Genomic DNA, 23,343 nt, shown 5'->3' on the forward strand with positions numbered 1-23,343 from the left:
CGGCCCCCGAGCGGTCAGCCGCCGGGCGACGGCGGCACGGGGAGGGCCAGCCCGTCGGAGGCGGCCTCGTCCACCGCGGCCGTGCTGCCGGCGGTGGACGGATCCGCCCACGCGGTCTCCACGACGGTCACGGTCGGGCCCGAGACCGCGCTGGCGTACTGCGCCGAGCGCAGCTGCGCCGGGGCGCCGTCGTAGCCGACGCCCTCGCGGAGGAGGTCGTTGACGTTGCCGCTGCCGTTGCGGTCGGTGAGCACGCGCAGCTCGCGGGCCACGGCGGCGTCGGACATGGTCACCCGCGACACCGACACGACGACGGGTGCGCCGTCGACCTCGGCGGAGTACAGCGCCCGGGAGAGCCCCGCGCAGTCGGTCGCGGCGAAGAAGTCGGCCACCGCCCCGTAGGCGTGGCCCGCGCACGTGTCGTCGACCTGCACCGCCTCGACGGTGAAGTCGGTGCCGTCGACGGCGCGCACGTCGCCCGCGGCCGGCCCGGGCGCAGCGGTGCCCGGGCCGGGCGTCGCGCTGCCGGGGACGTCGTCCGGGCCGTCGCCGAGCAGGAACCAGGCACCCGCCCCCACGAGGGCGACCAGCACCACGACGGCGCCGAGGAGGACGGCGCTCCAGCGCCCCCGCCCGGGGGTCGCCGGATCGGCGCCCCGATCGGCGGCGGTGACACCCCGCCCGGAGGCGGTGGCGCCCCGGCCGGGGGCGGCGCCCCAGGCCGGGGACAGCGGTGGCCTGGCCGGTGGCTCGGCTGCCCGCGGGGTGGCCGGCAGCACCGCGGTCCGGGGCCCAGCGGGCGGCACCGTGCCGCCGTCCCGCTCCGCGCCGGCGAAGAGGCCGCCGATGCCGTCGTCACCGCCCGGCGGGGCGGGCGTGCCCTCCACCTCGACGGTGTCGCGCCGCCCGGGCCGTCCCGGCACCGGCGCGGCCGCGGCCACCGCGGCGGCGTTCGCCGAGGCGACCGAGGCCGCCACCGCCCTCGCCACGGCGGTCGCGCTCAACGGACCGCCCGCGTGCACCGGCGCAGCCGTCCCGGCGGCGTTGACGGCGCCGTCCGGGGCCGGGTCGTCGCGTCCCGCCGGCGGTGCCACCTGCGGGGAGGCGGCCATCGCCGCCGGGGTGAACAGCTGCGGACGCCGCAGGACGTAGGGCGAGTACGGGAACGCCTCGCCGTTGAGCTCCTCGACCGTGGGGCCGCGGCCGGGCAGCTCGAGCGCCTCCAGCGCGGCCCGCACGTCGGCGGTGGTCCACAGCCGCGGGTTGTCCACGCCGACGTGGCGGCCGGCCCGGGCGAAGGCGAGGAGGAGCGAGCGCGGGTCGAGGGTGGCGACCTGGTCGCCCTCGCCGAGGTCGCCGTCGGCCGGCACCAGGCCGGTGACCTCGCCGACCAGCACGGTGAGGCGGGCGATCCGGCCGGGCTCCAGCCCGGCCCGCCGCAGCTTCACCGCGGTGTCCATACCGGCCCGCATCAGCCCGTCCAGCGGCGTGGACCCGCCACCGGAGAGCTGCAGCACCTCGCCGGGAGCACCCTCGGGGCCGATCGTCCAGGCCCCCTCGGGCCGGGCCGTGACGACGCCGGACTGCCGCAGCACCTCGACCACCCGGATGACCGCGACGCCCTCGGGCACGAGCAGGACGGCGTCGGACTGGCGGCGGCCCAGCGGCCCGTCGACCAGCGGCAGGGAGGCCACCACCGCCGCCCGCACCGACGCGCCGGTGTCCCACCGCGCGAGCTCGCCGAAGAAGGCGCGCTCCCCCGCCGTCTCCAGCGGCGCCGGGGTCAGGGCCAGCACGTCGTCCTCCGGGGGCACTCGGGTTCTGCGGTCAGGGCTCCGCCGACACGCGACGCGGGGCACCGGTCCGGTCGGTTCTCCGTGGCGCAGCCGTCCCCTGACGCTACGTCACGGGTGCGGGTGCCCCGGCGCCGCCGGCCGGTGCGGTGGGTCAGGCGGCGACGCGCTCCGGCGCGGCGGCCGTCTCGTCCGCGACGCGCCAGCGGGCGAGCCAGGAGCTGCGCTCCAGCACGTCCACGCCGCCCCAGAGCACGGCGAACCCGACGGCGACGGGCAGCACCGACCACCAGTCCCACGGCGGCAGCAGGCCCAGCGCGTCCAGCGGGAACGCGAGGGCGTAGACGGCCGCCGTGACGACCAGCGCGGCCGCCCAGCCGGGGATGCGCCGGGTGACGGCGACGTCGATCAGCACCGCGCCCAGGATGAGCACGACCGGCAGCACCGAGGGCGGGAAGCCGGTGGCGGACAGCCCGAGCCACATGACACCGCGGTAGCCGAGGTAGACGACGGCGATCACCGTCGCCGTCCAGCGCAGCCGGACCACCTTGCGGGCCACCACGAGCGCGAGCAGGCCGGCGCAGACCAGCCACGCCGGGTGCACCCAGGAGGGCACCGGCAGCATGAACATCGTCGGCGTCTGGCCCTGCGCGGCGGCGAAGTCCAGCAGGGACGGCTCGGCCGTCGTCAGCCCCGCTTCGTAGGCCTCCAGCGAGAGGACGCCGTACTCCTGGTGCTGGTTCGGGAAGAGGACGTTCTCGACGAAGAACAGCCACAGGCCGAGCGACACCAGGTCCCGGGTGCGGCCCGGTGCCGCGTACAGCCACCAGCCGCGCAGCGCGCCGGCGAGCATGATCGCCGTCCCGATGTAGAGCAGCGCGTGGCTCGGGCTCCAGCTGGTGATGTCCAGCCCGTTGACCCGGTGGTTGACGATGTCGATCGGGACCGCGATCAGGAACAGGCCGATGCCGGCCTGCATCAGCCGCAGTGCACGACGGTCGACGCCGTAGCCGCTGTAGCTGTGGAACAGCACCAGGACGACGACGGCCGCGGTGCCCACCGTGTTGAGCAGGTGCGGGGGCGCGAGGTCGTCACGAAGCCACTTGAAGTGCCAGGAGACGTCCCACGAGGAGCCGAGCATCTTCAGCAGGAAGGCCGCCAGCCACGCGGTGTAGATCCAGCGCAGCTCCGTCTGGTCCGTGGCCCGGCCCGGGCGACCGGGTGTCATGTACCCCGCCCACAGCCACCGAACGAGGGCGATCGGGTGGGCCAGGCCGGCACGGAGCGTGCCCGGCGCCGCGGGCACGGGGGGCGCGGCGGGGGCGGGGGCAGAAGACACGGGCGAACTTCCTGACGAGAGGACGTTCCGGGGACCCTAGCCGTGATCGGTTCCGATTCCGAGCCATTCCGGTCACGGCTCCGGGCGGCGTGGGGCACGCGGGCACCCGCGGGGTGATCGGGGCGGCCGGGACGGGCGGTGCGTACTGTCGGGCGGCGTGGCGGAGAGCGCGGGGCACCTGGTCTGGATCGACTGCGAGATGACCGGGCTGGACCTGGCCAAGGACAAGCTGATCGAGGTCGCGGTGCTGATCACCGACTCCGAGCTCAACGTCCTCGACCCGGGGCTGGACCTCATCATCTCCGCCGAGGACGCCGACCTGGACGGCATGACGGAGTTCGTCGCCGAGATGCACGCCAAGTCCGGGCTGACCGACGCCGTCCGGGCGGCGACGCTCACCCTCGCCGAGGCCGAGCAGCAGATCCTGGCCTACGTGAAGCGGTTCGTGCCCGACCGGCGCACGGCCCCGCTGTGCGGCAACTCGATCGGCACCGACCGGGGCTTCCTCGCCCGCGACATGCCCGAGCTCGACGACCACCTGCACTACCGGATGGTCGACGTCTCCTCGGTGAAGGAGCTGGCCCGCCGCTGGTTCCCCCGCGTGTACTTCGCCCAGCCGCCCAAGGGGCTAGCCCACCGGGCGCTGGCCGACATCATCGAGTCGGTGCGGGAGCTGGCCTACTACCGGCGCACGCTGTTCGTCCCGGCGCCGGGCCCCCACGGCGACCAGGCCAAGAAGGCCGCCGGCGAGGTGGTCGACGCGTTCGCCGAGCTGCTGCCCTCCGGCGACGCCGGCCCCGCCTGACCGCTCCGACTCCCCCGGTGGAGCCGAGTCCGGGCTCCGGTATCGTTGTCCCGTTCCCTCCGGGCGGCTGCGTCCGGGGAGCATCACGGTGGGTGTAGCTCAGTCGGTAGAGCACCAGGTTGTGATCCTGGGTGTCGCGGGTTCGAGCCCCGTCACTCACCCCAGCGGAAGTGCTGGTCAGCGGCTCGCTGACCAGCACTTCCTGCGTTGTGGCGGCACCCGGCCCGCACCTCGCGGAGCAGCCGGGCGTGCGGGGGGAGCGCCGCTCGGGCTCCTATCCCGGCCGGACCGCACACGCCGAGGGGTGTGCGAATCCTGCGTGTCACCTGGGGCGTTGGTAGCGGAGAGCACTTGTCCGGTTGCAATGTGTCATCAGACCCGGTTACTTGTTGTCCATGACCACAACGGAACGTCTTCAGCCGGATCGGTGCGGGCACGAGCGGCAGTCGCCGCCTGACGGTGGCGTTCCCGCGGGCGGTGGCCGAGCGGGCGGCGCTCATGCCCGTCCCCGGTGGGGCGTCGGTCGTGTGAACCGCAACCTCCTGGCCTCCGGCGCGCTCGCGAGCGTCGCCCTCGTCGCCTTCTCGTCCATGGCCATCGCCGCTCCCGAGCGGCTCCCCAGCGGCGCCGAGGTCACCGCCGAGGACTACAACGAGCTGCTCGAGCAGGTGGAGGCGCTCGAGGCCGTCGTCCGCGCCGAGCACCCGGGCGCCTTCCCGACGGAGCCGACGGGGCCGACCGAGCCCCCGGCCGGGCCGACCGAGCCCCCGGCCGAGCCGACCGAGCCCCCGACCCAGCCGACCGAGCCCCCGACCGAGCCCGAGCCGGAGCGCGCCGTCCTCCCGGCTCCGACCGACTTCACCGTCCGCTCCGTCGACCAGCGAGCCGTCGCCGACTGGGCCGATGTCGAGAACGCGACCGACTACGTGATCCGGGAGCGTCGGACGCCCGAGGAGCTCCGCGTCGTCACCGAGAGCACCCGCACCTCGCCGGTCCTCTCGCTGACGGAACCCGACTACTACTACTCCGTGGCGGCCCGCGACGCGGACGGCGTCATCGGCACGTGGTCCGCGGAGGTCCACGTCGTCATCACGGCCCCCACGACGGAGGCGGCGCCCACCCAGCCCCCGCCGGCCGAGCCGGAACCCGCGCAGCCGGCGGCCCAGCCGACCCGCGTCTGGGACTACGAGGCGGGCGGCTCCCTCGTCCCGCCGTGGATGGAGATCCACGCGCTCCGGTCCGACCAGCACGGCATCACCACGGAGAACCCGTACCCCGGCACCACGCGGTCGGCCTTCTTCACCGTGAAGCGGGGCGACACCGGCTGGAACGGCACCCGGGGGACGCTGCGGTCCGAGGTCCGCGACTCGATCGCCAACTCGGGGAACGTGAAGGAGGGGACCGACCAGTGGTGGGCGTGGCCGACGTTCTTCCCGGCCGACTTCAACTGGGACGAGCGAGGCCAGTTCCTCATCTTCACCCAGTGGCACCAGACGGTGAACTCGGGCAACCCGAACGTCCACTTCTGGTCGGACGTGAACGAGCACCTCATGGTCGACGTGCGCGGCGGGACCGGTGGCCGGGTCGCCGGTGACGCCCAGTACACCCGGACCTTCGACCTCGGCCTGATCGACAAGGGCTCGTGGAACGACTTCATGGTCCACTTCGTCTGGTCCTCGGACCCGAGCAAGGGCCTGATCGAGGTCTGGCACCAGGGCGAGCGGGTGCTGTCCGAGAACGTGGCCAACCTCTACGTGGGCCAGTCGGTCTACATCAAGCAGGGGATCTACTCGGCGGCCGGGACCAACCGGGTCCACCGCATCCAGCACAGCGTGCTGCGCCACGGCCCGACGCGCGCGTCCGTCGAGGGGCTCCCCTCGCTCGACTGACGCGCGGCTGCGCAGGCTGATCGGACCGCCCCGGGTCCGGTGGAGGCACGACACCCCACCGGCACCGGGGCGGTCCGGCGGCCCGGCGGCGCAGCCCGTGAGGATGCGGTCGAGTCGCCGTCGCTGGTCGGGTGTGGTCCGATGCCGGCGGGAGACGGGTCGAGCGTAGTGGGGGCGCGGGTGAACCGGAGCCAGCGCGACGTCGCCGTGATCGGGGCCGGGACGATCGGGGTGTCGTGGGCGGCCTTGTTCGCCGCCCACGGCTGCACGGTCCGGGTACAGGATCCGCGTCCCGACGTCGGCTCCGAGGTCGAGGCGGCGGTCCGTCACTACACCGGCCTGCAGGCCGGCACGGCCGGCGAGAGCCCCGGGCAGCTGCTGGCCCGCATCCAGGTGGTCGACGACGTCGAGACCGCGGTCGCCGGCGCCGACGTCGTCCAGGAGAACGCCCCGGAGCGGCTGCCGCTGAAGCAGGAGCTCATCGCCCGCATCGAGGCCGCCGCCCCCGTGAGCGCGCTGATCGCGTCCTCGACGTCGGCGCTCATGCCCAGCGACCTGGCCCGGGAGATGCGCACCCCGGAGCGTCTGGTGGTCGGGCACCCGTTCAACCCGCCCGAGGTGATCCCCCTGGTGGAGGTGGTCCCCGGCCGGCGCACGTCACCGGAGACGGTCGAGCGGGCGGTCGCCTTCTACCGGTCGGTGGGTAAGACGCCCGTCGTCCTGCACAAGGAGATCAGCGGGTTCGTCGCCAACCGGCTGCAGTCGACCCTCTTCCGCGAGTGCGTCTGGCTGGTCTCCCAGGGCGTGGTGAGCGCCGCCGAGCTCGACCGCATCGTCACCGAGTCCATCGGGATCCGCTGGGCGACCGCCGGGCCGTTCGAGAGCTTCCACCTCGGCGGTGGCCCGGGCGGGATGCGGCACTTCCTCGAGCACCTCGGCCCCGGTATGGCCCGGCGCTGGAAGACCGTCGAGCAGCCCGAACTCGACGAGGCCACCGTCGAGCTGATCAGCGGCCAGGTGGAGGATCGCTTCGCCGGGCGCGGCTACGACGAGCTGACCGACGTCCGCGACCGCGCCCAGCTCGCGGTCATCGAGGCGAGGGACGCCGTGCGGGGCGGGCAGGACTGATGGACGCCGACGAGGTCCGGCGGCAGTCGACCACCCCGCTGGGCGCGCCCGCCTACCCGTCGGGCCGCTACCGGTTCACCGGCCGCGAGTACCTCAACATCCTGTACCGGACCGACGCCGAGGCGATGCGCCGCGTGGTGCCCGAGCCGCTGACGATCGGTGACCCGCTCGTGAAGTTCGAGGTCATGCGGATGCCCGACGTCACCGGCCTGGGCGCCTTCACCGAGTCCGGGCAGGTGCTGCAGGTCGAGTACGAGGGCGAGCGCGCCGACTACCTGCACGCCATGTACGTCGACAGCCTGGCATCGATCGCCAGCGGCCGGGAGATCAGCGCCTTTCCGAAGAAGTCGGGCACGCCGCAGCTCTACGTCGACTCCGACACCCTCGTCGGCACCCTCGACTACGGGACGCTGCGGGTCGCCACCGCGACGATGGGCTACAAGCACGCGACGCTGAGCGAGGAGGACGCGGTCGCCGAGATCGGCCGGCCCACCTTCGGGCTCAAGATGCTGCCCGGCTACGACCGGCGCCCGCGCATCCTGGAACTGGTCCGCAGCCAGATCACCGACGTCACCGTCCGCGGCGCCTGGACCGGCCCGGCCCGGCTGCAGCTGTTCGAGCACGCGCTCGCCCCGCTCGCCGACCTGCCGGTCCGGGAGATCGTCTCGGTCAGCCACATCCTCGCCGACCTGACGCTGGGCCGGGCGAGCCTGGTCTTCGACTACCTGCAGGACTGACCCGACGCCGGTGGTCGCACCGATGGCCCGGCGGGTCCACGCTGCGCCCGGGAACCGGCCCGGCCCGGCCGGCGCGGTCGGCAGGGACCGGAGTGCGGGCGCCACCGGCTCCCCGGAGCCGGTGGCGCCCGCCGTGGACGTCTGCCCGGTGTCAGCCGGCCACGGTGATGCGGTCGGTCTCCGGTGCCGGCACCGGCTCACCCGACAGGTAGGCCTCGAGCGCGTCGACGTCGAACCCGGGCTGGTTGACCGGGTCGGCGCCCTCGGTGAGCACGGTGAAGCCGTCCCCGCCGCCGGCCAGGAAGCTGTTGACCGTGATGCGGTAGGTCTCCGCCGGCGCGACGGCCTCGCCGCCGATGGTGAGCGAGCCGGGGACCACGCTGCCGCCGTCCGCCGCCACCTCGTAGCGCACCGAGTCCGAGGGGGCGAGCACCCGGCCGACCTCGAACTGCTGGTCGAGCAGCGCGTACAGCTGCTCACCGGTCAGGTCCAGCGTGGTGAGCAGGTTGTTGAACGGCTGGACCTCGAAGGCCTCGCCGTAGGTCACCACGCCATCGCCCTCGCCGGCATCGGAGGAGGCGTAGAGCAGGTCGGCGCGCACCCCGCCGGGGTTCATGAAGGCCGCGACCGCACCGGCCTCGTCGTCGGTGGCCGCCAGCTGGGCGTCGGCGATCAGGTTGCCGAGCGGCGACTCCCCCTGCACCGACCCGACGAGGGTCTCCTGGGCCCGGACGATGTCCTCGGTGATCGAACCGACCGGCTCGTCGGCGATCGGCTGAGCGAGCTGGGCGTAGCGGTCGACGAGCTCCTGCGCCTTCCGGTCGGGCTGGACGTCCCGGGTGACCACGACGTTCTCGGCGCGCGCGGCCACGACGTCGCCGCTGCGCCGGTCGAGGCTCAGGTCGATGTCGGTGATCAGCCGCCCGTTGGACAGCGCCTGGGTGACGAGCTTGCCGTCGACCTCGTCCTCGCCCTGGCAGACGAACCCGTTGTGGTAGTGCCCGGTGAGGACGACGTCGACGGCGTCGTCGACCGCGCGGGCGATGTCGAAGGCCGGGCCGGTCGGCTCCTCGCAGGCGTTGATGCCGCCACCCGCGTTCCCCCCCTCGTGCAGCGCGACGACGATCGCCTCGACGCCGTCGGCGCGCAGCTCGGCGACGTAGCGGTCGATCGTCTCCACCTCCTCGAGGAAGCGGACGCCGGCGATGCCCTCGGCCGAGACGATGGTGGGGGTCTCGTCGAGGGTGAGCCCGATGACACCCAGCTCCACACCCTTGAAGCGGTAGACCTCGTAAGGCGGCAGGATCGGCTCGCCGGTCTCCCGGCCCACCACGTTGGCGGCCAGCCAGTCGGCGTCGGACCCGTTGTACCCGGTGCCGTCCAGGCAGCCGTCCTCGGGGTGGCACGCGCCGCCCTCGATGACGCGCTGCAGCTCGTCGACCCCCTCGTCGAACTCGTGGTTGCCGACCGCGGCGACGTCCAGGCCGAGCCGGTCCATCGCGTCGACGGTCGGCTCGTCGCGGAAGAGGGCCGACAGGAACGGGCTGCCGCCGAGCAGGTCGCCGTTGCTGATCGTGAGCGTCTGGCGGTTCTCCGCCTCCAGCTGCCGGAGGTGGGTGGCGAAGTAGGCGAGGCCACCGGCGTCGACGACGCTGCCGTCGGCCAGCGTGACCCGCCCGCCGGAGCCGGCCGGCGGCTCCAGGGCGCCGTGGAAGTCGTTGAAGGCGAGCAGCTGGACCTCGACCGGCTTCGGTCCGGCCGGTGGCTGGGGCGCAGGGCCGCCGGCCACCGCGGGCGCGGCGGCGGCGAGGGCGAGGGCGGACAGGGACGCGGTCGCGGCGAGCGTGACCACGGGACGGAGCCTCATGCGGTACTCCTCGGGAGGGGTCGGGGCCGTGTCACCGTAGGTCGGCCGTGCGCGATCCGGGCGAGGCGCCGGTGGACAGCGGGCGACACCCGGCGGGTCCCGGCGCGGGTCGGCCACGAAGCGTCACCCGGTGGACGCAGGCGATGACGCGGATCACACTGACCGCATCCGGAGGCATCGACCGAACGGGAGCACGGGCCATGCGCCGCTGCTTGATCGTCGCCAACCAGACCCTTCCCACCGACACGCTCAGCCAGGCCGTCCAGGAGCGGATGACGGCCGGACCGCACGAGTTCCACCTCGTCGCCCCGGCCACCCCGGCAGCGGACGAGGTCGACGGCCCGAGTGCGTACGCAGGCCTGGGCCCTTCCGCGGGCGACCGCGCCTACGCCCTCGCGCGGCAGCGCCTCGACCGTGCCCTGGACCAGCTGCGCACCCTGGGCGCCACGGTCGAGGGCGAGGTCGGCGACCCCGACGCGCTGCAGGCCGTGCGCGCCACGCTCCGCCACTTCCCCGCTGACGAGATCGTCGTCTCCACCCTGCCGCGCGGCCTCTCCCAGTGGCTGCGCCGCGACCTGCCGACGCGGCTGCGCAAGGGCTGCGGCATCCCGGTCACCCAGCTCACCGCCGAGGCGACCGCCGCGACGCGGACCTGAAGCCCGCGCCCTGCCGCTGCTGGTGGCCACCGGCGAGCAGCACGCCGCGGACCTCCTCGAGACCGGGACGGACGACCGGCGACCGGCCCGAGACGCCCGCCCCTGACGGCGCCGCCGAAACCGCCGGGGCGGTCGCTGCCCAGCCGCTCCGGGTCACCACGGCCCGTCGGCCGATCAGACCGCCCGTCCCCGCATCCGCCGGTACTCCGCCACCAACGCCGTCGTGGACGCGTCCTGGTCCGACGGGACCGGCTCCTGGCCGGTCAGCGCGGGAGCGAGGTCCCGGGCCATCACCTTGCCGAGCTCGACCCCCCACTGGTCGAACGAGTCGAGCTGCCAGACCACGCCCTGGGTGAAGACGACGTGCTCGTACAGGGCGACCAGCTGACCGAGGGTCGCCGGGGTCAGCCGCGGCGCCAGGATCACCGAGCTCGGCCGGTTCCCTGGCATGACCTTGTGCGGCACCAGCGACGCCGGCGTCCCGTCGGCCGACACCTCGTCGGCGGTGCGGCCGAAGGCGAGGGCCGCCGACTGGGCGAACATGTTGGCCATGAGCAGGTCGTGCATCTCGCCGAGGTCGTGGTTCGGCTCGCCGAAGCCGATGAAGTCGGCCGGGACGACCGTCGTCCCCTGGTGCAGCAGCTGGTGGAAGGCGTGCTGCCCGTTCGTCCCGGGCTCCCCCCAGTAGACCTCGCCGGTGTCGACGGTCACCGGTTCCCCGTCCGCGCGCACCGACTTGCCGTTGCTCTCCATCGTCAGCTGCTGCAGGTAGGCGGGCAGCCGGGACAGGTACTGGCTGTAGGGCAGGACGGCGTGGCTCTGCGACCCGAAGAAGTCGCGGTACCAGACGTTGAGCAGCCCCAGCAGCACCGGGACGTTGGCCTCGAGCGGCGTGGTCCGGAGGTGCTCGTCGACGGCGTGGCAGCCGGCGAGCATCTCGTCGTAGGCCTCGGGGCCGATCGCCACCATGAGCGAGAGCCCGATGGCCGAGGTGAACGAATAGCGGCCGCCGACCCAGTCCCAGAACCCGAACATGTTCTGCGGGTCGATGCCGAACTCCCGGACGGCCTCGCCGTTGGTCGAGACGGCGACGAAGTGCCGGGCGACGGCGGTGTCGTCGGCCCCCAGCCCACGGAGCAGCCAGTCGCGGGCCGCCGTGGCGTTCGTCAGCGTCTCCAGGGTGGTGAAGGTCTTGGAGCTGACCACGAACAGCGTCTCGGCCGGATCCAGGTCCCGCGTCGCCTCGGCGAAGTCGGTGGGGTCGATGTTGGAGACGAACCGGACGGTCAGGCCGCGGTCCGAGTAGTCGCGCAGTGCGGTGTAGGCCATGGCCGGGCCGAGGTCGGAGCCGCCGATGCCGATGTTGACCACCGCCCGGATCGGCCGCCCGGTGTGCCCGCGCCACTCCCCCGAGCGCACCCGGTCGGCGAACCGGCGCATCCGCTCGAGGACCTCGTGCACGTCACGGACGACGTGCTGGCCGTCGACGACGAGTTCCGCGTCCGCCGGCATGCGCAGCGCCACGTGCAGCACGGCGCGGTCCTCGGTGGTGTTGATGTGCTCACCGCGGAACATCGCCGCGATCCGCTCGCGCAGTCCCGCCCGCTCGGCCAGTGCGACGAGCAGGCGGAGCGTCTCGTCCGTCACGCGGTGCTTGGAGTAGTCGACGTAGAGGTCGCCGACTTCGCCGGTCAGCCGCCGGCCGCGGTCCGGATCCCCCGCGAACAGGTCGCGGAGGTGGGCCGGGGCCACTGCCCGGTGGTGCTCGGCGAGGGCACGCCACTCGTCGGTCGCGGTGATGTCCATGCTCGCTCCTCCTGGTTGCGTCGTACGCCCACGGTGTCGTGGTGACCATCGCTCCGCCGATCGAGTCCGGAACGTGACCAACGGCTCACCACTCAACCCTGACGTGACAGACGAGTTCCCGGCAGACTGTCCGTGACCCGAGCGATGCCGCCCGAGCGCAGCGACGAAACGAGTCGGCCGATCCTGACCGACGTCGCCGCCACGGCGCGAGCCCCGCTCCTCCGGGTGCACCGTCGCACCCACTCCTGACTCGGCACCGCCTCTGGTGCTGCCCGCCTGCGCCGGCGACGGCGCCTCGAACGAGACGGACCCATGTCTTCTGCTCTGCCCGTCCTCCCCAAGCCGCGCCCGGGCCGGCCCGCCTGGCTCTCCCCGACCGTCGCCCGCACCGAGATCCTCGCCGGTCTCGTCGTCGCGCTGGCGTTGATCCCGGAGGCCATCAGCTTCTCCATCCTCGCAGGGGTCGACCCGCGGGTCGGCCTGTTCTCCTCCTTCGTGATGGCCGTCGTCATCGCCTTCACCGGCGGCCGCCCGGCGATGATCACCGCCGCCACGGGCGCGATCGCCCTGGTCGTCGCGCCCCTGGCGCTGGAGTACGGCGTCCAGTACCTGTTCGCCGCGGTCATCCTCGGCGGCGTCTTCCAGATCCTGCTGGCCGCGACGGGCGTCGCCCGGCTGATGCGGTTCATCCCGCGCAGCGTCATGGTCGGCTTCGTCAACGCCCTGGCGATCCTGATCTTCACCGCGCAGCTGCCGCAGCTGATCGACGTCCCGTGGCTGGTCTACCCGATGGTCGCCGCCGGGCTGGCGATCATCTTCCTGCTCCCCCGGCTGACGACGGCCGTCCCCCCGCCGCTGGTCGCGATCGTCGTCCTGACGACCCTGGCGGTGGCCGCCGGCTGGGACCTGCCCGACGTCGGCGGTGAGGGCGAGCTGCCCGACAGCCTGCCGTTCTTCCTGCTGCCCGACGTGCCGTTCACCGTCGAGACGCTGAGCATCATCGCGCCCTACGCCCTCGGCGTGGCCTTCGTGGGGCTGATGGAGTCGCTCATGACGGCGAAGCTGGTCGACGACATCACCGACACGCACTCGGACAAGACCCGCGAGTCCTGGGGCCAGGGCGTCGCCAACATGGCGTCGGGCTTCTTCGGTGGCATGGGCGGGTGCGCGATGATCGGCCAGACGATGATCAACGTGAAGGCGTCGGGCGCCCGTACACGGCTCTCGACCTTCCTGTCCGGGGTCTTCCTGCTGATCCTCGTGGTCGCCCTGGGCGACATCGTCAGCATCATCCCGATGGCCGCCCTGGTCGCCGTCATGATCTTCGTGTCCATCGCGACGTTCGACTGGCACAGCCTCCGGACCATCCACCGGATGCCGAAGAGCGAGACCGCCGTGATGCTCGCGACCGTCGCGGTCACGCTGTTCACGCACAACCTGGCGATCGGCGTCGGCGTCGGCGTGCTCGTGGCCTGCGTGCTCTTCGCCCAGCGGATCGCGCACCTGGTGGACGTCGACCGCGCCCTCGCAGCCGACGGCACGGCGCACTACACCGTGGACGGCGCCCTCTTCTTCGCGTCGAGCAACGACCTCTACACGCAGTTCGAGTACGCCGACGACCCGGAGAACGTGGTCATCGACCTCTCCCGTGCCCACGTGTGGGACGCCTCGACCGTCGCCGCCCTGGACGCCATCACGCACAAGTACGAGACCCGCGGCAAGAAGGTGGAGATCATCGGCCTGCAGGGGCACTCCGCAGACCGCTTCGACCGGCACACCGGCCAGCTCGCCGGCTCCCACTGATGCCACAACGTCTGCTCAGGACCGGCCGGGCGGACGGCCGTCGCGGCATGCCCTACGAAGAAGGGGTGACCGACACACCTCGCGGCGAGCTCATGCAGATCGGCACGGTCGCCGAACGCACGGGTCTGAGCCTGCGGACGATCCGCTTCTACGAGGAGACCGGGCTGGTCATCCCGACCGCCCGCTCGGAGGGTGGCTTCCGGCTCTACAGCGAGGACGACGTCGCCCGACTGGACGTCATCAAGCGCATGAAGCCGCTGGGCTTCACCCTGGAGGAGATGCAGGAACTGCTGGTCCTGCTGGCCGACCTCGACTCCGGCACCGGCGACCGGGCGCCGCTGCTCGACCGGCTCCGGATGTTCCACGAGGCCGCCACGGCACGCGTCACCGCCCTCAAGGAGCAGCTCGCCGTGGCCGAGGGTTTTGCCGAGACACTGTCCGGGCGGCTGGACGCCAGCCGCTAGGCCCATCGGACCGGAGGCCGGCCATGGCAGGACCGATCCCTGCGGACGGGGGCGTGCGTCGGCAGGACCCCGCGACGGCGACCCCGATCGGGAGGCGGCCGGCGCAACCGCCGCCCGACCGGGTGACGCTGTTGCAGCGCGAGGCGACCATCGCCGGGCGCCTCCTCGTCATCGGCCTGGCCGCCGTCGGGGCGATCTGGCTGGTGCTGCAGGTCCAGTTCGTCGCGGCCGCGGCGATGCTCGGCCTCGCCCAGGTGGCGCTGCTGTGGCCGATCGCCCGGTGGCTGCGGCAGCGGGGCGTCCCGGCCGTCCTCGCCGCCATCGCCTGCGTCGTCGCCTACCTGGCCTTCTTCGTCAGCGTGCTGACGTTCCTCGTGCTGCAGCTGATCGGCGCCTGGCCGGGCCTGGTCGCCGCCGGCGCCGATGCGGTGGACTCGGTCACGAGCTGGGCCCAGAGCCGCGCGGACGACCTGGACAACGCCGGGCTCAGCCAGGTGCTGGACCAGCTCGAGTCCTCCGTGGGCGGCGCGGTGAGCGGCCTCGGCGGCGCAGCCGCCCAGGGGCTGAACGCGGTGGGGAACGTCGTCACGGTGCTGGTCATCGCGCTGTTCTTCACGCTGTTCGCCCTGACCAGCGGCGACCGGCTGTGGCGGCTGTTCGTCGACGTGCTCCCCGCGGAGCACCGGGCGCCGACCGACGCGGCCTTCCGCGCCGGGATGGGCACGGCCGGCGCGTGGTTCTACGCGTCCACCGCCACCGGTCTCATCGACGGGGTGCTCATCGGTCTCGGGCTGTGGGTGCTCGGCGTCCCCCTGGCCCTCCCGATCGGCGCGCTCACGTTCCTGCTGGGGTACGTGCCGCTGGTCGGGGCGACGATCGCCGGAGCGGTGGCGGTGGCCGTGGCCGGCGTCACCAACGGCTGGGTGACGGCAGTGTGGGTGCTGCTCATCGTCGTCGTGGTGCAGCAGATCGAGGGCAACGTGCTGGCACCGCTGCTGCTGTCCCGCGCGATCTCGTTCCACCCGCTGGTCGTCCTGCTGCTGACGACGGGGGCCGCCTCGGCCTTCGGGCTGCTGGGCCTGTTCGTCGCCGTCCCGGTCGCCGGGGTGCTCGCGGCGGCGGTGCAGGGCTGGCGCCGGGAGGTGCGCCGCTCGGTGGAGGCGACGGCGGCCGAGCCGGACGACCCGACCCCCGGGGCGGACATCGCCGGCGCCCGCACCGCGCCGCCCCCGCCCTGAGGCGGACGGCGTCTCCCCGGAACGGGGACGGGTGGACGCGGCCCTCAGCACGGTACGAGGGCCGCCGCACCCGTCGGTCAGACCTTGGAGTTCCGCTTCACCCAGCCGTAGGCGGCGGTGGCCAGGAACAGGACGACGCCGACGACCAGGAGCCAGAACAGCCCCTCCACCACGGCGCCGACGACAGCGAGCACCAGCCAGATGACCAGCAGCAATCCGATGAGTCCGAGCACGAGTTCCTCCTTCTTGTCGATTGTCGTGTCCCAGGCGCCTACCCCGTCCGTCCCGGCCGCCACCCGTTACCCGCCGATCGACACCCTCCCGTGACGTCGGGGCGCGACGGAGGACCACGGACCGGCTGCAGAACGGCACCGTCTCGACCTGCCGGGGACAACCGATCGGGGCTACGGTTCGCGCCACGTCGTCGTCGGCCACCGGAGGTGCGCTCGTGCCCGAATCGATCGTCGTGGGTCTGGACGGCAGCGAATCGAGCGGCCGGGCCGCCGATGCCGCTGCCGACGCCGCCCGCCGCCACGACCTGAGCCTGGTCCTGGCGTGCGTCGTCCCCTGGTCGCCGTACTCGTTCACCACCGCGGAGGAGAACGAACGACGCTCCGTGGAGAAGGCGCGGGAGACCGCCGCCGCCCAGGAGCGCGTGCTCGACCCGGTGATCGCCCGGCTCTCCGAGCCCGGGGACCTCGCCGTCGAGGGGGTCGTCCGCCACGGTCACCCGGCGGAGACGCTGGTGGCCCTGGCCCGCGAGCACGACGCCGCGTGGATCACCGTCGGGCGGGTGGGCCAGAGCCGGGTGCGCACCCTGCTGTTCGGCTCGACGCCGAGCAGCCTCATCCAGCTCTCCCCGATCCCCGTCCTCGTGGTGCCGTGATGACCTCGCCGTCCGACTCCCTCCTGGCCGCCACCTTCGACGAGCAGGTCGACGGCTTCTTCGCACCGATCTCCGACGTGATCACCACGATCGTGTTCTTCGCGGTGCCGCTGGACTTCATCGACGAGGGCGTGGAACTGCCGCTCATCGTCGTCTGGCTGGTCATCGCCGGCCTCTTCTTCACGATCTACCTGCGCGGGTTCCAGTTCCGCGCCTTCACCCACGCGATCCAGCTCATCCGCGGCCGGTACGACGACCCGCGGGACGCCGGCGAGGTGACCCACTTCCAGGCCCTGGCGACGGCGGTCTCGGGCACCGTCGGGCTGGGCAACATCGCGGGCGTCGGGGTGGCCATCACCCTCGGCGGGCCGGGCGCCACCTTCTGGATGATCGTCGCCGGCCTCCTCGGGATGTGCACCAAGGGCGTCGAGTGCACGCTCGGGGTCAAGTACCGCAACGTCTACCCCGACGGCCGGGTCTCCGGCGGCCCGATGTACTACCTGACCAAGGGGCTGAAGGAGAAGAGCCCGCGGCTGGGCACCTTCGGCAAGGTGCTCGCCGTCCTGTTCTGCATCTTCACCCTCGGCGGCGCCGTCGGCGGCGGCAACATGTTCCAGGCCAACCAGGCCTTCAGCCAGGCCCAGTCGGTCACCGGCGGGGCCGACGGGCCCCTGGGCGGGGGCGCCGCGGGTGCGGTGTTCGGCCTGGTGCTCGCCCTGGCCGTCGGCGCGGTGATCATCGGCGGGATCCGCAGCATCGCCCGGGTCACCGACAAGCTCGTGCCGTTCATGGCGATCTTCTACGTGCTGGCCTGCCTCACGGTGCTGTTCGCGAACGCCGGGCAGATCCCCGCCGCGTTCGGCAGCATCATCACCGAGGCGTTCAGCCCGGAGGCCGGCTACGGCGGCATCGTCGGCGTCCTGATCCAGGGGTTCCGCCGGGCGGCGTTCAGCAACGAGGCGGGCCTGGGCTCGGCGGCGATCGCGCACTCGGCGGTCAAGACGGAGCACCCGGCCACCGAGGGGCACGTGGCCGTCCTCGAGCCGTTCATCGACACCGTCGTCATCTGCACGATGACCGCGCTGGCCATCGTCATCACCGGCACCTACCTCGATGACGCGAGCGACGCGGGCGTGCAGACGACGTCGGCGGCCTTCGAGACGGTCGTCAGCTGGTTCCCGATCGTGCTGGCGGTCGCGGTCATCCTCTTCGCCTACTCGACGATGCTGGCCTGGAGCTACTACGGCCTCAAGGCCGCGACCTACCTGTTCGGCGAGTCGATGGTCGTCGACCGGACGTGGAAGCTGATCTTCTGCCTCTTCGTGGTCATCGGCGCCTCGTCGACGCTGGACGCGGTGATCGGCTTCTCCGACAGCATGATCTTCCTGATGTCGCTGCCGAACATCATCGGGCTCTACATCCTGGCCCGGGTGGTCAAGCGGGAGATCAACGGATACCGCGCCCAGGTGGAGAGCGGCGAGATCCTGCCGATGGCCGACCGGACCTGACGACCGTCCGCGCCGGGCCCGCGAGGAGCCCGGCGCGGGCGGTCACCCGGGCTGCGGGCTCAGGAGGCGGTGAAGGCCTCGATGATCGACTGCCAGTGCTCGACGTGCGGGCCGGTGCGCGGGGCGTCGGGCTGCAGCGAGTAGGTGAGCGCCTGGCCTCGCATCGAGGTGAGCAGCACCTGGTAGACCGCCTCGGCCTGCGGGTGCCGCGCCACCTGCTCGCCGAACACCTCCATCGCCAGCGACCGCAGCTGCACGCCCAGCCGGCGCTCGTGCGGCAGCAGCGCCGCCCGCAGCTCGGCGTCGGTGCGGGCGGCGCCCCACAGCTCCATCGCCGCGACGAAGAGCTGGCCGTGGAACCGTTCCCAGACCAGCTCGACGCCCAGCCGGATGCGGGCGGCGGACTCGGCCGGGAGGTCGGCGGCGGCCTGCCGGACGCTGGCGCTGAACTCCTCGTAGAGGTGGTCGACGGCGGCCAGCACCAGGTCGGACTTCGCCGTGAACTGGTGGGTGAGCGCCCCCCGGGAGACCCCGGCCCGGCGCTGCACCTCCTGGGTGGTGGTCCGCGCGTAGCCCAGCTCGACGAGCGACTCGACCGTCGCCCGCACCAGCGCGTCGCGGGTGCTCGCGCGGCGCTCGGCCTGGGTCCGGCGCACCGGAGCGGTGGTCACCTGCAACTCCCCGCTCTCGGCCATGACCGGAATCGTAGGAAGGACGGCGGGGCGGGGCGCCGCACTTCGGCGCCGCCCCGCTCCCCCGTGCTCAGACCGCGGCCGCCGCGCGCAGGCTCCCGGCGGGGACGGCCCGCTCCAGGAGCAGCGCCGGCGGGCGGAACCGCTCGCCGTAGCGGTCGGCCAGCTCGTCGGCGCGGGCCACGAACCCGGCGACCCCGCCCGCGTACTGGTCGACGTACTGCAGGACGCCGCCGTACAGCGCGGGGAAGCCGATGCCCATGATCGAGCCGATGTTGGCGTCCTCGACGGTGCGCAGCACCTGCTCCTCGAGGCAGCGCGCCGTCTCGACAGCCATGGCGAACAGCAGCCGCTCCTGGGCGTCGCGGAAGGGCAACGCGTCGCTGGCCGGGAAGAGCTCGGCCAGCCCGGGCCACACCCGCTTCTCCGGCTGCCAGTCGAAGAAGCCGGCGCCGGCGGGCTTGCCGGTGCGGCCGTGCTCGACCAGCGTCCGCAGCACGGCGACGCCCGGGTGGTCGTCGCCGGCGCCGGCCTTCGCCGCCTCGTCCCGGATCTTCAGCGGCAGGGTCAGGGTCACCTCGTCGAGCAGCGTCAGCGGACCGGCCGGGAAGCCGGCCTGCAGGGCGGCCCGCTCGATGCTCATCGGGGCGAGCCCCTCGGCCAGCAGCGCCGCACCCTCCATGACGAGGGTGCCGAACACCCGGCTGGTGAAGAAGCCGCGGCTGTCGGAGACGACGATCGGCGTCTTGCCGATCTGCCGGACGACGTCGTAGGCGCGGGCGAGCGCGGCGTCCGAGGTCCGCTCCCCCACGATCAGCTCGACCAGCGGCATCTTGTCCACCGGCGAGAAGAAGTGCATGCCCACCACGTCGGCGGGCCGCGAGACGCCCTCGGCCAGCCCGGTGATGGGCAGCGTCGAGGTGTTGGACGCCAGCAGCGCACCCGGCGCCGCGTGGGCCTCGGCCTCGCTCAGCACGCGGTGCTTGAGCGCGGTGTCCTCGAAGACCGCCTCCACGACCACGTCGCAGCCGGCCAGGTCGGCGGCGTCGCCGGTCGGGGTGATCCGGGCCAGGACCGCGTCGGCCTCCTCCTGGCTCATCCGGCCGCGGCCCACCTGCTTGCCGACCAGCCCGCCGACGTGCGCCCTGCCCCTCTCCGCGGCCTCGGCGCTCACGTCCTTGAGGACGACGTCGACGCCCACCGTGGCGAAGGCGTGCGCGATGCCCGCGCCCATCATCCCGGCGCCGAGCACGCCCACCTTGGCGGCACGGAAGGTCTCCGCGACCTCCGGCCGGGAGCCGCCGCCGTTGATCCGGTTCAGGTCGAACCACAGCGCCTGGATCAGGTTGGTCGAGATCTGGCCGACGACGAGATCGACGAAGTAGCGCCCCTCGACGGTGAACGCGGTGTCGACGTCGACCTGGAGGCTCTCCACCGCGGCCGACAGGATCCCGTACGGCGCCGGGTACGGCGCGCCCTTGAGCTGCTTGGTCAGGTTGGCCGGGAACGCCGGCAGGTTCGCGGCCAGCGACGGCGAGGACGGGGTGCCGCCGGGCACCTTGTAGCCCTTGGTGTCCCACGGCTGCGCGGCGGTCTCGTTCGCGAGCACCCAGGCGCGGGCCCTGGCCAGCAGCTCGTCGCGGTCGGCGGCCGTCGCGTGCACCAGCCCCAGCGCCAGCGCCTTCTCCGGCCGCACCTGCCGGCCCTGCAGCAGCAACTCGAGCAGCGCCGTCGTCAGGCCGAGCAGCCGGACCGAGCGGACGATGCCACCGCCGCCGGGCAGCAGGCCCAGGGTCACCTCGGGGAAGCCGAGCTTGACCTTCGGGTCGTCGAGGACGACGCGGTGGTGGCAGGCGAGGGCGATCTCCAGCCCACCACCGAGTGCGGCGCCGTTGATGGCGGCCGCGACCGGGATGCCCAGCGTCTCCAGCCGGCGGAGCTGGCTCTTGACCAGCGTCACCTGCGCGAGGACGGCGTCCTTGTCCTCGGGGGTGGCCTGGATCAGGCTGCCGAGGTTGCCGCCGGCGAAGAAGGTCTTCTTCGCGCTGGTCAGGACGACCCCGCGGATCGAGCTCTTCTCGCGCGCGAGCCGGTCGATCGTCTCGCCCATCGACCGCACGTACGCGTCGTTCATGGTGTTCGCCGACGAGGAGGGGTCGTCGAGGGTGAGCGTGACGACGCCGTCGGCGTCCTGCCCCCAGCGGATGGTGCTCTCGGACATGCGTGGGTGCTCCTCAGACTCGTTCGACGACGGTGGCGATGCCCATGCCGCCGCCGACGCACAGGGTGGCCAGGCCGTAGCGCAGGTCGCGCCGCTCGAGCTCGTCGACGAGCGAGCCCAGGATCATCGCGCCGGTGGCGCCCAGCGGGTGCCCCATCGAGATGGCGCCGCCGTTGACGTTGACGTGCTCGTGGTCGAAGCCGGTGTCGGCCATGAACCGCAGGACGACGGCGGCGAACGCCTCGTTCATCTCGACCAGGTCGATGTCGTCGACGGTGAGCCCGGCCTTCGCCAGCGCCTTGTGCGTGGCCGGCGCCGGGCCGGTCAGCATGATCACCGGGTCGGAGCCGGAGACGGCGGCGCTCACGATGCGGGCGCGCGGGGTCAGCCCGTTCCGGGTGCCCGCCTCCTCGGTGCCGACGACGACGAGCGCGGCGCCGTCGACGATGCCGCTGGAGTTGCCGGCCGTGTGCACGTGGTCGATCCGCTCGACCCGGTGGTACTTGTTCAGCGCCACCGCGTCGAAGCCACCCATGTCGCCGATGCCGGCGAACGCCGAGGGCAGCGCGGCCAGCGACTCGACCGTGGTGCCGGGTCGGACCAGCTCGTCGGCGTCGAGGACGACGGTGCCGTTCCGGTCGACGACGGGGACGACCGACCCGTCGAAGTAGCCGTTGGACCACGCCTTGGCCGCGCGGGCGTGCGACTCCGCGGCGTAGGCGTCGACGTCCTCCCGGCTCCAGCCGGCGAGCGTGGCGATCAGGTCCGCGCCGATGCCCTGCGGCACGAAGCCGGTCCGGGCGGCGGTCTCGGGGTCCATCGGCCAGGCCCCGCCGTCGGAGCCCATCGGCACCCGCGACATCGACTCGACGCCGCCGGCGAGCACCAGGTCCTCGAAGCCGGAGCGCACCTTCTGCGCGGCCAGGTTGACCGCCTCCAGCCCGCTGGCGCAGAACCGGTTGATCTGCACGCCGGCGACGGTGTCCGGCAGGCCGGCCGCAAGGGCGGCGGTCCGCGCGATGACCGCGCCCTGCTCGCCCACCGGGGAGACGACCCCGAGGACGATGTCGTCGACCAGCTGCGGGTCCAGCCCGGGGTTACGCGTGCGGACCGCGTCGATGAGGCCGGTGGCCAGGCTGATCGGCTTGACCGAGTGCAGCCCCCCGGTCTTCTTGCCCTTGCCGCGCGGGGTGCGCACGGCGTCGTAGATGAACGCCTCGGTGCTCATGCTCGTACCTCGGTGGCCATGACTCGTCCTCTCGGGAGCGTGCTGTGGTGGGGTCAGACGCCGAGCGAGCGGCCGACGATCTCCTTCATGATCTCGGTCGTCCCGCCGTAGATGGTCTGGATGCGCGAGTCGACGAACGCCTTGGCGACCGGGTACTCGAGCATGTAGCCGTAGCCGCCGTGCAGCTGGACGCACCGGTCGATGACGCGCTTCTGCAGCTCCGTCGTCCACCACTTGGCCATGGCGGCGTCCTCGACGGTGAAGCGCCCGGCGTTGTGCTCGAGGATCGCCTTCTCCAGGTAGGTCTCGGCGATCGTGACCTCGGTGTGCATCTCGGCGAGCTCGAAGCGGGTGTTCTGGAACGCCCCGATGGGCTTGCCGAACGCGGTGCGCTCCTTGCAGTACCGGACCGTCAGGTCGAGCACGTGCCGGGCGGAGGCGACGGCGCCCGCGGCGATGGAGAGCCGCTCCTGCGGCAGGTTCTCCATCAGGTGGAAGAAGCCTTGGCCCTCGGTGCCCAGCAGGTTGGCCGCCGGCACGCGCACGTCCTCGAAGAACAGCTCGGCGGTGTCCTGCGCCTTGAGGCCGACCTTGTCGAGGTTGCGCCCGCGCTCGAACCCGGGCATGCCCCGCTCGACGACGAGCAGCGAGAACCCGCGGGCGCCGGCCTCCGGGTCGGTGCGGGCCACGACGATGACCAGGTCGGCGTTGATGCCGTTGGTGATGAAGGTCTTGGAGCCGGTGAGCACCCAGTCGTCGCCGTCGCGGCGGGCCGTCGTCCTCAGGCCCTGCAGGTCCGACCCCGCGCCCGGCTCGGTCATGGCGATCGCCGTGATGATCTCGCCGCTGACGACGCCGGGCAGCCAGCGCCGCTTCTGCTCCTCGGTGGTCAGCGCGGTGAGGTACGGCGCGACGACGTCGTTCTGCAGCGTGAAGCCCAGGCCGCTGGCGCCCACCCGGCTGACCTCCGCGGAGAGGATGGCGTTGTAGCGGAAGTCCGTGATCCCGCCGCCGCCGTACTCCTCGGGCACGTCCATGCCGAGCAGCCCCTGCTCCCCCGCCTTGAGCCAGACCGACCGGTCGACGACCCCGGCCTCCTCCCACGCTGCGTGGTGCGGGACGACCTCCTTGGCCAGGAAGTCGCGGAGCATGGCGCGGAACGCCTCGTGCTCGGCCTCGTAGAGCGCGGACTGCACAGGGAACCTCCGGAGGTCTGCGGCCACCCGGCGATCACCGCGCCGGGAACCCGAACATACAGACCGCTCGTTCTGTATCTTTGTCCG

General features: G+C 73.0%; 19 protein-coding genes and 1 tRNA gene. 11 read left to right on the plus strand and 9 right to left on the minus strand.

The genetic code is table 11. The features are described 5' to 3' along the window. Positions 1 to 14: 14 nt before the first annotated feature. Positions 15 to 1,796 (minus strand): hypothetical protein, encoded by a 1,782-nt coding sequence (locus O2W17_RS03510; RefSeq protein WP_269191009.1) that lies wholly within the window; start codon positions 1,794 to 1,796, stop codon positions 15 to 17. 151 nt (positions 1,797 to 1,947) lie between these two features. Beyond that, entirely contained in the window at positions 1,948 to 3,132 is a 1,185-nt protein-coding gene (locus O2W17_RS03515; RefSeq protein WP_269191010.1) for a hypothetical protein, read from the minus strand. Between the two features lie 157 nt (positions 3,133 to 3,289). Here O2W17_RS03515 and orn point away from each other — a divergent pair, with 157 nt between their 5' ends. From orn to O2W17_RS03540, 5 genes are all read left to right on the plus strand, one after another. Then, the gene (gene orn, locus O2W17_RS03520) at positions 3,290 to 3,937 is read left to right on the plus strand and encodes an oligoribonuclease (RefSeq protein WP_269191011.1); all 648 of its coding nucleotides are present in this window, start codon (positions 3,290 to 3,292) and stop codon (positions 3,935 to 3,937) included. Between the two features lie 88 nt (positions 3,938 to 4,025). Next, positions 4,026 to 4,101 (plus strand) — tRNA-His (locus O2W17_RS03525). A gap of 363 nt (positions 4,102 to 4,464) precedes the next feature. Next, positions 4,465 to 5,826, plus strand: a complete 1,362-nt coding sequence (locus O2W17_RS03530; protein ID WP_269191012.1) for a heparin lyase I family protein — start codon at positions 4,465 to 4,467, stop codon at positions 5,824 to 5,826. Between the two features lie 180 nt (positions 5,827 to 6,006). Then, the gene (locus O2W17_RS03535) at positions 6,007 to 6,954 is read left to right on the plus strand and encodes a 3-hydroxyacyl-CoA dehydrogenase NAD-binding domain-containing protein (protein WP_269191013.1); all 948 of its coding nucleotides are present in this window, start codon (positions 6,007 to 6,009) and stop codon (positions 6,952 to 6,954) included. Continuing rightward, a complete protein-coding gene (locus O2W17_RS03540; RefSeq protein WP_269191014.1) occupies positions 6,954 to 7,691 on the plus strand; it encodes an acetoacetate decarboxylase in 738 nt (245 codons plus the stop codon). The genes O2W17_RS03535 and O2W17_RS03540 overlap by 1 nt, the downstream gene beginning before the upstream one ends. Positions 7,692 to 7,842: 151 nt before the next feature. Here O2W17_RS03540 and O2W17_RS03545 read toward each other — a convergent pair whose 3' ends face one another. Beyond that, entirely contained in the window at positions 7,843 to 9,558 is a 1,716-nt protein-coding gene (locus tag O2W17_RS03545) for a bifunctional metallophosphatase/5'-nucleotidase (RefSeq protein WP_269191015.1), read from the minus strand. Positions 9,559 to 9,758: 200 nt separating this feature from the next. Between O2W17_RS03545 and O2W17_RS03550 the strand changes: the two genes are divergently transcribed. Next, the gene (locus tag O2W17_RS03550; RefSeq protein WP_269191016.1) at positions 9,759 to 10,214 is read left to right on the plus strand and encodes a hypothetical protein; all 456 of its coding nucleotides are present in this window, start codon (positions 9,759 to 9,761) and stop codon (positions 10,212 to 10,214) included. Between the two features lie 174 nt (positions 10,215 to 10,388). Here the strand turns inward: O2W17_RS03550 and pgi are convergent, their stop codons facing one another. Further along, a complete protein-coding gene (gene pgi / locus O2W17_RS03555; protein ID WP_269191017.1) occupies positions 10,389 to 12,020 on the minus strand; it encodes a glucose-6-phosphate isomerase in 1,632 nt (543 codons plus the stop codon). Positions 12,021 to 12,332: 312 nt separating this feature from the next. Here pgi and O2W17_RS03560 point away from each other — a divergent pair, with 312 nt between their 5' ends. From O2W17_RS03560 to O2W17_RS03570, 3 genes are all read left to right on the plus strand, one after another. Next, positions 12,333 to 13,823, plus strand: coding sequence for a SulP family inorganic anion transporter (locus tag O2W17_RS03560; protein ID WP_269191018.1), 1,491 nt, complete (start codon positions 12,333 to 12,335; stop codon positions 13,821 to 13,823). 65 nt (positions 13,824 to 13,888) lie between these two features. Next, positions 13,889 to 14,287 carry a MerR family transcriptional regulator gene (locus tag O2W17_RS03565; protein WP_269191019.1) on the plus strand — a complete coding sequence of 133 codons (399 nt, stop codon included), beginning with the start codon at positions 13,889 to 13,891 and terminating at the stop codon, positions 14,285 to 14,287. A gap of 122 nt (positions 14,288 to 14,409) precedes the next feature. Further along, positions 14,410 to 15,525, plus strand: coding sequence for an AI-2E family transporter (locus O2W17_RS03570; RefSeq protein WP_269191020.1), 1,116 nt, complete (start codon positions 14,410 to 14,412; stop codon positions 15,523 to 15,525). 77 nt (positions 15,526 to 15,602) lie between these two features. Here O2W17_RS03570 and O2W17_RS03575 read toward each other — a convergent pair whose 3' ends face one another. Next, positions 15,603 to 15,758: a hypothetical protein gene (locus O2W17_RS03575; RefSeq protein ID WP_269191021.1), complete on the minus strand. Its 156-nt coding sequence runs from the start codon at positions 15,756 to 15,758 to the stop codon at positions 15,603 to 15,605. Positions 15,759 to 15,973: 215 nt separating this feature from the next. Between O2W17_RS03575 and O2W17_RS03580 the strand changes: the two genes are divergently transcribed. Together O2W17_RS03580 and O2W17_RS03585 are read left to right on the plus strand one after the other, a co-directional pair. Further along, positions 15,974 to 16,411, plus strand: coding sequence for a universal stress protein (locus tag O2W17_RS03580; RefSeq protein WP_269191022.1), 438 nt, complete (start codon positions 15,974 to 15,976; stop codon positions 16,409 to 16,411). Continuing rightward, on the plus strand, positions 16,411 to 17,919 hold the full coding sequence (locus tag O2W17_RS03585) for an alanine/glycine:cation symporter family protein (protein ID WP_269191023.1): 1,509 nt from the start codon (positions 16,411 to 16,413) through the stop codon (positions 17,917 to 17,919). The genes O2W17_RS03580 and O2W17_RS03585 overlap by 1 nt, the downstream gene beginning before the upstream one ends. A gap of 59 nt (positions 17,920 to 17,978) precedes the next feature. On the opposite strand, the gene O2W17_RS03590 is transcribed toward O2W17_RS03585, so the two are convergent. The 4 genes from O2W17_RS03590 to O2W17_RS03605 form a co-directional block, all read right to left on the minus strand. After that, positions 17,979 to 18,614, minus strand: coding sequence for a TetR/AcrR family transcriptional regulator (locus tag O2W17_RS03590; protein ID WP_269191024.1), 636 nt, complete (start codon positions 18,612 to 18,614; stop codon positions 17,979 to 17,981). Positions 18,615 to 18,681: 67 nt separating this feature from the next. After that, a complete protein-coding gene (locus tag O2W17_RS03595; RefSeq protein WP_269191025.1) occupies positions 18,682 to 20,832 on the minus strand; it encodes a 3-hydroxyacyl-CoA dehydrogenase NAD-binding domain-containing protein in 2,151 nt (716 codons plus the stop codon). 13 nt (positions 20,833 to 20,845) lie between these two features. Beyond that, positions 20,846 to 22,060: an acetyl-CoA C-acetyltransferase gene (locus tag O2W17_RS03600; RefSeq protein ID WP_269191026.1), complete on the minus strand. Its 1,215-nt coding sequence runs from the start codon at positions 22,058 to 22,060 to the stop codon at positions 20,846 to 20,848. 53 nt (positions 22,061 to 22,113) lie between these two features. Next, positions 22,114 to 23,256, minus strand: coding sequence for an acyl-CoA dehydrogenase family protein (locus O2W17_RS03605; protein WP_269191027.1), 1,143 nt, complete (start codon positions 23,254 to 23,256; stop codon positions 22,114 to 22,116). Positions 23,257 to 23,343 lie beyond the last annotated feature (87 nt).

Origin of the sequence: Blastococcus sp. VKM Ac-2987, from assembly GCF_026967805.1 — a bacterium.
In the GTDB taxonomy this organism is placed as follows: domain Bacteria; phylum Actinomycetota; class Actinomycetes; order Mycobacteriales; family Geodermatophilaceae; genus Blastococcus.

Bases quoted from the DNA above. Each gene is read 5' to 3' on its own strand.
- O2W17_RS03540 (WP_269191014.1), top strand. From the start codon at position 6,954: ATGGACGCCGACGAGGTCCGGCGGCAGTCGACCACCCCGCTGGGCGCG.
- O2W17_RS03545 (WP_269191015.1), bottom strand. From the start codon at position 9,558: ATGAGGCTCCGTCCCGTGGTCACGCTCGCCGCGACCGCGTCCCTGTCC.
- O2W17_RS03550 (WP_269191016.1), top strand. From the start codon at position 9,759: ATGCGCCGCTGCTTGATCGTCGCCAACCAGACCCTTCCCACCGACACG.
- pgi (WP_269191017.1), bottom strand. From the start codon at position 12,020: ATGGACATCACCGCGACCGACGAGTGGCGTGCCCTCGCCGAGCACCAC.
- O2W17_RS03560 (WP_269191018.1), top strand. From the start codon at position 12,333: ATGTCTTCTGCTCTGCCCGTCCTCCCCAAGCCGCGCCCGGGCCGGCCC.
- O2W17_RS03585 (WP_269191023.1), top strand. From the start codon at position 16,411: ATGACCTCGCCGTCCGACTCCCTCCTGGCCGCCACCTTCGACGAGCAG.
- O2W17_RS03590 (WP_269191024.1), bottom strand. From the start codon at position 18,614: ATGGCCGAGAGCGGGGAGTTGCAGGTGACCACCGCTCCGGTGCGCCGG.
- O2W17_RS03595 (WP_269191025.1), bottom strand. From the start codon at position 20,832: ATGTCCGAGAGCACCATCCGCTGGGGGCAGGACGCCGACGGCGTCGTC.
- O2W17_RS03600 (WP_269191026.1), bottom strand. From the start codon at position 22,060: ATGAGCACCGAGGCGTTCATCTACGACGCCGTGCGCACCCCGCGCGGC.